General features: G+C 40.9%; 7 protein-coding genes. 3 read left to right on the plus strand and 4 right to left on the minus strand.

Annotation, left to right across the window (positions count from 1 at the left end):
* Positions 1–613 precede the first annotated feature (613 nt).
* Both B3139_RS01570 and B3139_RS01575 read left to right on the plus strand, forming a co-directional pair.
* Positions 614–2,020 carry a Gfo/Idh/MocA family protein gene (locus B3139_RS01570; protein WP_293879474.1) on the plus strand — a complete coding sequence of 469 codons (1,407 nt, stop codon included), beginning with the start codon at positions 614–616 and terminating at the stop codon, positions 2,018–2,020.
* 67 nt (positions 2,021–2,087) lie between these two features.
* On the plus strand, positions 2,088–3,125 hold the full coding sequence (locus tag B3139_RS01575) for a formylglycine-generating enzyme family protein (RefSeq protein WP_293879475.1): 1,038 nt from the start codon (positions 2,088–2,090) through the stop codon (positions 3,123–3,125).
* A 44-nt stretch (positions 3,126–3,169) separates the two neighbouring features.
* On the opposite strand, the gene carB is transcribed toward B3139_RS01575, so the two are convergent.
* On the minus strand, positions 3,170–5,989 hold the full coding sequence (gene carB, locus B3139_RS01580) for a carbamoyl-phosphate synthase large subunit (RefSeq protein WP_209578755.1): 2,820 nt from the start codon (positions 5,987–5,989) through the stop codon (positions 3,170–3,172).
* A gap of 262 nt (positions 5,990–6,251) precedes the next feature.
* The gene (locus B3139_RS01585) at positions 6,252–8,510 is read right to left on the minus strand and encodes a beta-N-acetylhexosaminidase (RefSeq protein WP_293879476.1); all 2,259 of its coding nucleotides are present in this window, start codon (positions 8,508–8,510) and stop codon (positions 6,252–6,254) included.
* Between the two features lie 149 nt (positions 8,511–8,659).
* Here B3139_RS01585 and lipA point away from each other — a divergent pair, with 149 nt between their 5' ends.
* A complete protein-coding gene (lipA, locus tag B3139_RS01590; protein WP_293879477.1) occupies positions 8,660–9,541 on the plus strand; it encodes a lipoyl synthase in 882 nt (293 codons plus the stop codon).
* 284 nt (positions 9,542–9,825) lie between these two features.
* Here lipA and B3139_RS01595 read toward each other — a convergent pair whose 3' ends face one another.
* Positions 9,826–12,486 (minus strand): outer membrane beta-barrel protein, encoded by a 2,661-nt coding sequence (locus B3139_RS01595; RefSeq protein ID WP_293879478.1) that lies wholly within the window; start codon positions 12,484–12,486, stop codon positions 9,826–9,828.
* Positions 12,486–13,391, minus strand: coding sequence for a GLPGLI family protein (locus tag B3139_RS01600; RefSeq protein ID WP_293879479.1), 906 nt, complete (start codon positions 13,389–13,391; stop codon positions 12,486–12,488). The genes B3139_RS01595 and B3139_RS01600 overlap by 1 nt, the downstream gene beginning before the upstream one ends.
* Positions 13,392–13,465: the final 74 nt, after the last annotated feature.

Consider the following 13,465-nt stretch of genomic DNA (forward strand, 5'->3'; position numbering starts at 1 on the left):
CTTCTTTCGTTTAACTACCTCAGTGGCCATAGATGCGGCTGGTCCATCGGTCATGTTCCGCAACCGGCACTGTCCTCAGTGACGGTCCACTTTCTATGTGCTATCATTCGTATTTCCAGTAGTTGCTACACGAATCTTCTATAACTGTATCCGGTTAAAAGATGTAAATAGTTTATTCGTTCCGGAATATAGTTTCATGATCGCCATAACGGTAAGCAACATTTTTCATCGACAGGAACTCGCTCTTCTGTGAGGTATATCAGCATAGTATCCATCTAGACAATCTAGCTTCAAGGGACAACATGGCTATAATCGTAATTTGGGAATACAGATTTTATGGCGAAATAATTCGTCATGGCCAATAGCAGAAAGCAATAAATATAACAAATTAAGCAATCGTTTGTGTAAATTGAGCAAACGATTGCTTTCATATTTCATTTTTTATTTCGAAAAAAGTGCCCTATTATTGTCACAGAGATTAAGTTCTTTAAATAGAACCGAATAAAATCCACCCCAAAATGGATTTTTCTATTGACTGTTTAGTTTGTTTTAAAATAGGTGATTTTTTTAAAGGGACCAATTGGTCCCTTTAATTTTATATGAACTTTAAATTATGGATTCTAGAAGAGATTTTCTAAAAAAGGCCGGAATTTTGTCAACACTGGCTGTTTCACTTCCTACCTTGGTGAATGCCAATGGATCAGGAGAGTCGTTTAATATGTGCGGTTATGCAGCTCCTAAAATTGATAAGGTCAGGGTAGCAGTAATTGGACTTGGTATGCGTGGACCTGGAGCTGTTGAACGACTGTCTTATATTGAAGGTTGCGAAATTGTCGCACTTTGCGACAAGCATCTAGACCGGGTCGAACGTGCAACAAAGATCGTCACATCAAAAGGTTTGAAGGCTCCCAGAGCTTATTCTGGCGAAGATGGATGGAAATCGTTGTTAAAAGAGGAAAAGCTTGACCTCGTCTACATTTGTACTCCTTGGGACTATCATACTCCTATGAGCATTGCTGCAATGAAAGCGGGTAATCACGTGGCTTGTGAAGTGCCAATCGCATTGACGATAAAAGATTGTTGGGAGGTAGTAAAGACTTCGGAAGCGACTAAGAAACATTGTATGATGTTGGAAAACTGCTGTTATGATTTCTTCGAAATGCTCACGTTGAACATGGTACGTCAAGACTTGCTTGGTGAACTTATCCATGCCGAGGGTGCTTATATCCATGATTTGCTGGATCTGAATTTTGCAAAGAATGGTTATGATAACATGTGGCGCTTGAGAGAGAATATAAAACTGAATGGGAACTTATATCCTACGCATGGACTCGGACCTGTAGCGCAATGCCTGAATATCAATAGAGGGGATAAAATGAATCATCTTGTCGCCATGTCTTCGAATGATTTCATGATGGGTGAAAAGGCAAAAGAATTAGCCACCAAGGATTCTTTTTTTCAGGAATTTGTCGGAAAGAACTACCGCGGAAATATGAATACAACACTTATCCGTACCGCAAAAGGAAAAACGATTATGCTGCAGCATGATGTTACTTCTCCTAGACCTTACTCCAGATTACATACACTGAGCGGTACGAAAGGTTTTGCTCAAAAATACCCGACAGAAAATATAGCATTTGGCCATGAATTCATTTCAGAGCAAAAGTTAAAAGAGCTGTATGATAAATATACGCCCGAATTGGTGAAGTATATTGGAGAGCAGGCAAAACAGGTGGGTGGACATGGTGGAATGGATTTTATGATGGATTGGCGTCTGATTGACTGTTTGCGTAATGGATTACCGCTGGATCAAGATGTCTATGATGCTGCTTCGTGGAGCTGTGTCGTACCATTGAGCTTTGAATCTGTAGCGAAGAACTGCAAGACCGTTGATATACCGGATTTTACGAAAGGAGCGTGGAAAGATAACAATCCTGTCGACATTACGCTGAAAGGTGGTGGTAATACACCTATTCGTTCAAGAACTGCAAAAAAAGAAAATATACAATTGGGTGTATAGCTCGGTATGTTAGTAATTAATAAAAGGGGAACTTTTTAATGTTCCCCTTTTATGTTTATCTTTAATTATGTTATTCAATCTAACCCTAATGACCTGTTTATCGTTGTTTTCCGCAAATGATACACTTTCTTGTTGTGTTGGGGAAAATATACCAACGCGGGCGGGCATAATTAAATCCCAAATCAATAAGTTAAATAGAAATACCGCTGACAAGATGATATTGGTCGAGGGCGGAACATTTCTAATGGGGAGTTCGAATTTTGAAGATAGTAAGCCATTACATCGGGTTGAATTACATTCATTTTATATGGATGAGCACGAGGTGACAAATGCGCAGTTTGCAGCGTTCGTAAAGGAAACAGGTTATGTGACAGTGGCGGAAAGGGAACTGGATCCTCAGGATTTTCCGGAAGTTGATCCCAAAATGTTGGTCGCGGGGTCAGCCGTATTCTCCAAGCCCAAAGAACTGAATTCATTAAATAATTATCTGATGTGGTGGGAATACGTTCCTGGTGCAAATTGGCAGCATCCAGAAGGACCCAATAGCTCGATAAAAAACAAAATGAATCATCCGGTTGTCCAGGTTGCCTATGAGGATGCTGCAGCTTACGCGAAATGGGCAGGCAAACGATTACCTACGGAAGCAGAATGGGAGTATGCAGCAAGAGCACGGAACGATGCAAACGACGATCTATATTACTGGGGCAAAGATTTGAAACCTCATGGACAATGGATAGCAAATATCTACCAGGGACAATTTCCTATTCAGGATTCTAAAGAAGATGGATTCGAAGGAACAGCACCCGTTAAATCATTTCAGGCAAATGCGCTAGGGCTATATGACATGGAAGGAAATGTGTGGGAATGGTGCGCTGATTTATATAGACCCGATTATTATCAGCATAGTACAATTGCTAACCCCAAAGGACCACAAGATTCTTATGATCCGCAGGAACCAAATCTGGAGAAACGCGTTCAGCGCGGTGGATCATTTCTTTGCAATGATCAATATTGTGAAAGGTATAAAGCCGGAAGTAGGGGAAAGGGCGAAGTCAACAGCCCCACCAATAATGTTGGGTTTCGTTGTGTAAAAGATATCAACTAAAAAAGGCTTGCAATCGCAAGCCTTTTTTAGTTGATTAATATGCCTTATTGGGCATTCAAAAACATTGATTTTTTATTGTACAATTCTCTGAAATATGGATCTTGAAGATCTTTAATAAAGCGAATTGCTTCACCAGTTGATTTCATTTCAGGACCTAATTGTTTGTCCACCTCCGGGAATTTGTTGAAAGAGAATACCGGTTCTTTAATTGCAAATCCTTTCAGCTTACGTTCGATTGTGAAGTCTTTTAATTTATTAGCGCCCAACATGACTTTAGTAGCAATATTGATGTATGGAACATCATAAGCTTTTGCGATGAAAGGAACTGTGCGGGATGCACGTGGGTTAGCCTCGATAACATATACATTTTCACCTTTGACAGCAAACTGGATGTTTAGGAGACCACGGACATTTAACGCTTTTGCTAATTTGATCGAGTATTCTTCCATTTTGTCCTGAACAGCTTGTGACAAGCCAAATGGAGGCAATACCGCCGATGAGTCACCAGAGTGGATACCTGCAGGTTCGATGTGTTCCATCATACCAATGATGTGTACCTCTTCACCATCACAGATTGAATCTGATTCAGCTTCTTCGGCACGATCCAGGAAGTGATCGATCAGAATATGGTTTCCAGGAAGGTTTTTCAACAAGTTGACAACCGCTTTTTCTAAGTCTTCGTCGTTGATAACGATGCTCATTCCTTGTCCACCCAACACGTAAGAAGGACGGACCAATACTGGGTATCCCACTTCGTTTGCTACTTGTAATGCTTCTTCTGCCGATGTCGCGACACCGTATCTTGGATATGGAATTTCCAATTCTTTTAAAAGATCGGAGAAACGGCCACGATCTTCTGCCAAGTCCATGTTTTCGAACGAAGTACCGATAATTTTTACACCTAACTGCTCTAGACGTTCAGCCATTTTAAGCGCTGTTTGTCCACCCAGCTGTACGATAACACCTTCTGGTTTTTCTAATTCAATGATCTCACGTACGTGTTCCCAGAATACGGGCTCGAAGTATAATTTGTCAGCCATATTGAAGTCTGTCGAAACAGTCTCTGGGTTACAGTTAACCATAATCGCTTCGTAACCACATTCTTTAGCCGCCAATAAGCCGTGTACACACGAGTAATCGAACTCGATACCTTGACCGATACGGTTTGGACCGGAACCTAAAACGATGATTTTCTTTCTATCTGAAGAGATGGATTCGTTCTCTTCTTCGAAAGTCGAATAGTAGTATGGTGTTTGTGCAGGGAATTCTGCGGCACAAGTATCTACCATTTTGTAAACGCGGTTGATGCCTAGTTCCTTACGACGGTCATATACTTGATCTTCTGTTACATTGCCCAATAACCAAGCTATTTGTACATCTGAATAACCTTTTTGTTTTAAGGTCATGAAGAAATCGCGTGGAATATTATTCAATTGGTAACGACGCAATTCTTGTTCAAGGTGTACCAGCTCTTGGATCTGTACAAGGAACCATTTGTCTATACGGGTTGCTTTACGGATAGATTCCAAAGGAACACCTAATTCGAAAGCATCTTTAATATGGAACAAGCGGTCACCACTTGGATGCTCCAGACTATCCATGATCTCGTCTAAGTTTCTCCATTGACGACCGTCGGCACCTAAACCAGCGCGGCCAGTCTCCAAGGATTGACAGGCTTTTTGTAAAGCTTCGATAAATGTACGGCCGATTGCCATAACTTCACCTACCGCTTTCATCTGTAGACCTAATTCCTTGTTTGCTCCTTTGAATTTATCGAAATTGAAACGCGGGATCTTTACGATCACATAGTCTAACGTTGGTTCAAAATATGCAGATGTTGTTTTTGTGATCTGATTTTGCAATTCATCCAAGTTGTAACCGATTGCTAATTTAGCTGCAATCTTTGCAATTGGATAACCTGTTGCTTTGGATGCCAAAGCGGAAGAGCGTGATACACGTGGATTGATTTCGATGGCAATGATTTCTTCGTTTTCTGGATTTACAGAGAACTGAACATTACAACCACCGGCAAATGTGCCAATGGAACGCATCATCAGAATAGCCTGATTACGCATATCTTGGTAACATTTGTCTGATAATGTCATGCCCGGAGCAACCGTGATCGAGTCTCCAGTGTGAATACCCATTGGATCGAAGTTTTCAATGGTACAGATGATGATGACATTGTCGTTGGTATCACGAAGCAGTTCGAGCTCAAATTCTTTCCAACCCAATACAGCTTGTTCAACCAAAACTTCATGTGTTGGTGAAGCATGTAAACCTCTATTTAAGGCTGCATCAAAATCTTCTTTTCTGTGAACAAATCCGCCACCAGTACCAGCAAGGGTATACGAAGGGCGAATAACAAGCGGATAGCCAATTTCTTGTGCAGCTTCTTTACCTTCTAGGAATGAGTTTGCAATTTTGGATGTTGCAACGCCCACGCCAATATCAACCATTAATTGACGGAATTCTTCACGGTTTTCAGTTTTTTCAATGGCAGCAACATCAACACCGATAACTTTTACGTTGTATTTTTCCCAAAGACCTAGGTTGGAAGCTTCGATACATAAGTTCAAAGCGGTCTGTCCACCCATGGTAGGAAGTACAGCGTCAATGTTGTGTTTTTGCAAAATCTCTTCAATACTTTCGCAGGTTAATGGAAGTAAGTAGACATTGTCCGCAACAACTTTATCCGTCATGATTGTTGCAGGGTTTGAGTTGATGATGGATACTTCAATACCTTCTTCTTTCAATGAAAGGGATGCTTGAGATCCAGAATAATCAAATTCACAAGCTTGACCGATAACGATGGGACCTGATCCGATGATTAAAACCGACTTAATGGAAGTGTTTCTTGGCATTATATCTAGTTCAAAAAATTAAATTTCCTATTGTAAATCTGAGCAAAGACAATCAAAAATAGCTCATGGGGAAGGGTCATTCCGACTGCTTTGTCGGAGTGCAAAGTTACATTTTAAAATTTGAAAATTAAGTATTTATTTTAAGAATATTTAAAAAAAACATTTGGTTTGTTGGAAAGGTGCGCCTTAAAATGCAAAAACGAGTTGAAAAACATAAGTAAAATGTTCTCCAACTCGTATTGGATAAGGGTGTTCGATTTTATTAATAGACGATTATTTCGTCCGTAAATAGGAAGCCCTTTTTAGGGTTGCTCGCTTTGATTTTGATATAACGCGCTTGCTGTGCTTTGTCCAGCTTAAGTTCAAACCTTTTAAAAGTCAATTTTGATTCTTTATCGGAGATGTCATTTTTAATCGTTCCGACGGATCTAAAAGTACGGCCATTATCCGAAAGCAGCACTTCCATTTCTCCGGGCATATACACACCAGGTCCAATAAGCTGCATGAAATTCATGGCTACCAAATGTATTTCTTCTCTTCTCTCCATATCGACAACAACATCAATAGGGCTCGTGAATCCTTGCCATTGCCCATCATGATAGGAGAGCCCGCCCATGATTCCGTTTGTTAAGGTCGAATCTTTTTGTGCCGGATACCCCGACCATGGTGAATTGTAGGTTACCTTTTTTCCAATGGCGCGGTGGATATCAATAGCAAAGGATAGCGTAGGGCCTATTTTGATCGAATCTTGAAAATAAGCGGCATTGATATGTCCTGTTGAGCTCAATTCAAATGGCCCCGTATACGGTGTTGACTGGATGGTAGGCTCACTGCCATCTATCGTATATCGAATCTGATCTGTTTTAAGTTGTTCTGTTGTTAACGTGATTTTATTGTTGTTTTTTGCTGGATTGTATGTTGCCGTATAAGCGACATTATAGGAAGGACGATAATAGTTAACGTTCAGATCCTGTAATAGCTTGTAATGAGATTGTAGTCGTCGCTGAAAGTCTGTCCAGTTCTTCGCATCTTTGTTGGTCCAGTTGACCTCAGCCAATGCTAGCGCCCGTGGAAATACCATATATTCGAGATGTTCGGTGGTAGGGACATATTCTGTCCATATATTGGCCTGCGCACCGAGAATATGCTTGGCTTTATCTCCTTGTATGGCTGATGGAATTGGATCATAGGAATAGACCTTATCCAGAGTCAGATAGCCGCCGATGGCTTCAGGCTGTGTACGAGGGTCTGTCTGATAAGAATCAAAATAGAGGTGTGACACTGGAGTCATGATGACATCGTGACCGGCATTAGCAGCCTTTATGCCGCCATCTTCACCGCGCCAGCTCATGACCGTCGCCCCTTCAGTGAGGCCGCCTTCCAGAATTTCGTCCCAACCGATCAGTTTCCTCCCTTTGGATTGCAAGTATACGTCCATTTGCTTGATCGCATAACTTTGCAGTTCATCGACAGATTTTAATTCTTCTTTTTGCATGAGTGCCTGATCTTTTGGGCAGGTTTCCCAATGCTTTTTCTCGGCTTCATCACCGCCGATATGGATGTACGGAGAAGGGAATATCGTAAGGACTTCATCCAAGACATTTTTTAAGAACTCAAAGGTTTTTTCATTTCCGATACAGAATTCGCCTTGACTATAAGGTTTTCCTGAACAAGAGAGTTCCGGATAGACGGCCAATACTTCTTCAGAATGTCCTGGCATTTCAATCTCAGGGATGACATTGATTCCTTTTCTGGCGGCATAATCGACCAATTCGCGAGCCTCTTCCTGCGTATAGAAACCACCGCTGGCATTAGGTGTACCTTTGTCTACATACTGGCGACCATTATTCCACCAATCTTTCCAGCTTGTATGGGTACGCCAGGCGGCTTTTTGCGTCAATTCAGGATATTTTTTGATTTCAAGCCGCCATCCAGCGCCGTCGGTTAAATGCCAATGAAAGTTATTGAACTTATAGATGGCCATGATGTCGATATACTTTTTTACAAAGGATAAGGGCATAAAATGGCGCGATACATCGAGGTGTAGACCACGGTAGGTAAATCGAGGTTCATCAATAATTGTCGCAAAGGCTATTTTACCTGGGTCAGCTTGTAGGTAGCCTAATTGAATGAGGGTATAAATCCCATTGATAATTTGAGGCACATTCCAAGCCCTGAGCAGCAGGCCTTTTTCATCAATCTGGATGGAATAGGCATTTTTGCTGAGATTGTCTGCATCGACTGCTTTGATAATTCGGAAACCTTCTTTTGGTGCTTTTTTATTTTTCTTGAGTACTTCGACAGTTAAACTTTTAATGGCAGGATGTTCCGTAAGTAGCTGGGCCGCTTCCTGAAACTCATCTGAAACAATGACCGGGACATGCGCAGGAATGGTGTATGTCCCTGTAGCCAATATGATTTTCGAAGGTTTGGGTATAATGTCAAAGTTGGTTTGGGCCTGTGCAGCAAAGATGGAGGCACCCCCAAGTAACAATATGGATAAAGATTGGCTCAGTCGCATAGTTTTGTTGTTAGATTAATGATAACCAACACAAATATCTTAATTTTTGTTTCATTATTGCATTACCGCATACAATCGGTCATTTTTTATGATATAAAACCAACAAATTGACGGTTAGAAATTACATTTTTAATCCTTAACTTTGTTGTATGATTGAACTTCCAGTTATTCCGGCAACTCCTGCACAGCGCAAGCCTGATTGGTTGCGTGTCAAATTGCCTGTTGGTAAAGAATATAGACATGTCAGAAGTCTTGTAGACGAGCATAAATTACATACAATTTGTGAGAGTGGAAATTGTCCGAATATGGGCGAATGTTGGGGGGCTGGAACGGCAACCTTCATGATTTTGGGGAATATCTGTACACGTTCTTGTTCGTTTTGTGCGGTAGCAACTGGCCGTCCGCTAGCGGTAGATTTGGATGAACCAAATCGGGTGGCGAATTCGGTTAAGTTGATGCAGGTTAAACATTGTGTGATTACTTCGGTAGATCGCGACGATCTAAAGGATGGTGGTTCAATTATTTGGGCCGAGACCATCAACGCTATCCGCAGAGAAAGCCCTGAAACGACATTGGAAACACTTCTGCCGGATTTTAAAGGACAATGGGATAATTTAGACCGCGTGATCGCAGTTCGCCCCGAGGTTGTTTCACACAACTTGGAAACGGTTCGCCGTCTGACAAGAGAGGTTCGTGTTCAAGCGAAATATGATCGTTCATTGGAATGTCTGCGCAGAATTTCTGAAGCGGGTCTCCGTACAAAATCAGGCATTATGCTTGGTTTAGGTGAAACAGAAGAAGATGTGATCGAAGCCATGCAAGATCTATATGATGTGGGTGTACATATCTTGACTTTGGGTCAATATTTACAGCCTACAAAAGCTCACCATCCAGTTATTGAGTGGATCACACCGGCGCAGTTTGAGAAATATCAGAAAATAGGTTTGGAAATGGGATTCAAGTATGTGGAGTCTGGACCATTGGTACGTTCATCCTACCATGCTGAAAAACATCTATTCGATATGCAATAGAAAACGGTTTTAAAGTTTTTTGAAGGTATATTTCGCCTTATAGTGGAATTATCTTTGCACAATATAAAAAAAAGAAGCCTGAGTGATTTTTTTGCTCAGGCTTCTTTTTCTGCTTTTTTTATTAACCGGTCTGCCTCTTGGGTTTGAAGAAACCACTACTTATGTTCATCATTGATGAATTAACTAAAATAGTGGATTTCGATTGGAAGAGATTGGTCTATAGTTACATTAATAGGCCAACAATAGCCCATCGCAATTGTTTCTTTCCGATATGGTCTGAAGCCTTATAGGTTAAAAACTGTACGGAGTAAAACTGTTCTCCCGCGAAGTTCAAATTCATGTTGAGAAATCATATTGGCGGTCATCATATAGGTGCGATAGTTTTTGATATTGGCCAAATTATTCATTTCCAATTCGAAGTCCATTTTCCATTTGTTGACCTTATAGCGCGCAAAAAAGTCTATGAAGGTGTAACTTGCATTCTTCATGTCTGTTTGGAAAGTAGCGAGATTGCGGATGTTCACACGCATGAAGCCGTTTTGGAAGGGGTTAACCGGGAAGCCTATATTATGCATCATTGTGGTGGTTTTATTTTGGATCACATTGCCCAGCCCTTGTTGTTTACTCCAGCTCCAATTGAATAGTCCTGAATAGGAAATGTGATAAGATTGAAAGACTTTAGCTTCTATACTAGGCTGAAATTGATAGCTTATACTTCGAATAGGGACTAGGGCATTGTTTAACAATTGATTGTATTTGAAGTAAGAAATGCTTCCTTTTAGTTTGAGGGTACTTGCCAGGGGGAAAATGTATTTATCAAACCCGATCTGTGAAGACCATCGCTCCTGCAGGTTATCCATATTGACCAGGATATTTTCGGTGATGTTATTTTTTATAACGGAAGATAATATCGTGTTGGAAAGTGATCTTGAATAGCTGATACCAGCATGTGCAAATAATACTTTTAGGGTACGTGCGAGATTGTAATTCAGATTAAATGAATGCTTTTGAGATTCATTTAGCGCCGCATTATTTTGGCTCAGCATTCTATAATTACGTAATACTGCTCCGCGGTATATGTCTTCAATGTTGCCAATGTCTTGGCTATATTGATAGCTAAATTGAAGATAATCCTCCTGAGAAATTTGCCATCGCGCTTTTAGATTGGGATTGATTAGCAATGAATTTTTGGAATTCGTCAGCTGCTGGCTTTCATCTTCATAATGCGTAAATAGGTAGGTGACCGGAATATCCAGCTGGGTTTCAAACCTATTGTTTTTCCAGGAATATTGTGGTGTAATGAATGTCTGGGTTCTGTTCCAATGCAGATCATTATGCATCCTTTCGCCGAGTGGCCGACTACCTTGGTCATTGTCCGCTATGGTTAGTAAAGAGTTGAAATGTTGACGATCTGTATTGAATCCAATTTGATAGTACTGCTTTATTCTACCTTTATTGAAGCGATAACCTGTACTGATCTCTGTAAAAAATGAGGGTACATCAATTTGCTGAAGACTACTTTTATAGGGAATGCTATCGTTGAGTATTTCAGGAAAAACACCGGGATAGATCTGTAAAGACTGTGGCTTGCTGCCATAATTTAGAGACCAGTTAATAGCAATGATGTCGTTATTTTTAAGTTGCGGGATATAACTGAACAAGTTACTGAATCCCTTAATGTGGTGTTTTTGGAATTGGTCGATTTGGCCCGAAGAGTTTGTTAGCAATGCTGTTATATCTTTTTTTTCATACTCAAGTGATAAGCTATTGCTCGCATATTTCTGTTCCGTATTGGTGGATGCCGAAAGCCTGGCCGCGCCAAGCCACCGCGCTGTTTTTAGGTGATTTTGTTCATTAAAATAAACATCACCCTCATCGAGCAGGTATTGTGTACTGGAAGCATTATTTTGCTTGTCGGTATCGTATAATACCTGAATATTGGATTTTAATTGCCAGCCATTTTTGAGATTATATAAGTTATTGGTATTGAGTAAGCCTGTATTGTTGAAATAATAATTATTTTTAGGTATGTTGGGACTGCCTGTTGTACTGGTCGCCAGAAGATTATTGATTGCCGAGCTGCCAAATTTGGCCAATAAAGATGACTGATTGCCGCCGATGATATCCCCAGAAAGATCTTTACCGGTATTATTCCCGCTGAGGACATTGAGCATCTTTACTTTTTTGTTGAATAAGATGGAATTCAGTTCGGGATCGTACAGACTAGGGGGACCGGCAGCGATTTTAGCCTGTCCCGTGAGTTTTAACTTCGCTTCGTCTTTAATAACCAGGTTAATAGCAACGTCGTCTGTAAATCTTTTATTTTTGAGAACCTTATAATGTTCATGGTTGTCGAGCACCTGAATGTCCTTCACCATTTTGTGTGGGATAGTCCGTGTACCGATTCCATAGCGATTTTCCAATAGGTCGTCCCCGTCGATGTAAAGTTTAGAAACGGTTTTGTCCTGGTATTTAATAAGACCCGATTCAGTCACTTCCATGCCAGGAAGGCGCTTGATGACATCACCGATATTTCGGTCTTCTTCTTTGGCAAAAGAGCCAACATCGTAGGAGATGGTATCATTGGAACGGGTGACCTTTGGCTTGCTTTTTACAACGACATCTTGCAATAGATTGTTTTTTGGAAGGAGTATAATCCGGAGATTTGAGGTCTGAGAACCAAGTTTACGTTCAAATTTCTCATAGGTTAGGTGGTTGATCTGCAGGTAGATGTTTGTGTAGTCCTTCGTTAAGGTAACGGCAAAGCGACCCTCTTTATCCGTCGGTTTAAAGGCAATAATTTTATTTCCTGAGAGGATATTAACACTGGCGTAGGGTACAGTACGAAATGTTTTATCCACTTGGACTGTTCCACTAATCGTTTGCTGGGCAAAGATGCTCTGCCCAAGCAATACGACTATTAATAAACATAGAAATACTTTCATTAAGGCGTCAGCTCTATCGGATTATTGGTAACTTTTGAAGGTTTGTATTTATCGTCTTTTGAAATATTGAAACTCTTTATTTTTGACGGATCCAAAGCACCAACCGGGGAGCCCCCTCCAGAGCCGGAACTGGATTTAACCACGGCCATGTTTCCTGATGAACCTACACTGATGGTTCTGTTTTTTCCCGACTGCGCTTGCAGGTAGGCTTGCGGATTGGCTTTAAAGGCTTCCTGAATTTTTTTTACTTCTTCTGCAGTGGTTGTGATGACATTCTGCGGCAGAGCGACCGAGGTTTTGCCATCCTCAATTTTGTCGAATCCAGCGTAAGCAAAAATTACTTCATTTTTTGTGTCTCGGGCATCCAGGATTAGACCGGGAAGACCATGGAGTTTCCAGGGACCATAGGGAAACGGCAGTTCGGTTGTAAACCAGGCGATATAGGTTCGGCCTTTAAATGTTGTTTTTGCGTTCTGACAATGGTATCCACCAATCTCTTTCTGATCGCTCAGCATTTCCCAATCTTGTGTGGGGTAGGACTGTGGAATGGCAAAATTGTCGCTGGCAACACTAATCACTTCGGTCATTTTGTTTTGATTGGCGTCTAATAAATAGGAAGAACTTGATGGCGTAGAGCGCTTAGTAATGGTTAGTGTACCGTCGAAGCCAGGGCCCTCCATTTGTCTCTTGACCTCTTCCTGCATACGCTTGGTCGAGTAGGAAGTATAATAGCTTCCTTGTTGATTGAGGTAGGTAACAGTTTCGTCTCGTATAAATTGATCCAGTTGGGTGCTATCGTTTACATGTTTGAATTCGTAGTGAACCTTGGCAATAGCTGGGGCACTTTCTTGTGCAAATGATAACTGTGTCATGACAGCTAGTAGAAATGATAATGTATATTTCATAAAATTATGTTTATATCGTAAATGTACGAAATATTCGTAATAATCAAGATTTATTTCATTTTCGCGCTTGATTT

The organism is Sphingobacterium sp. UBA1498, from assembly GCF_002325125.1.
GTDB lineage: Bacteria > Bacteroidota > Bacteroidia > Sphingobacteriales > Sphingobacteriaceae > Sphingobacterium.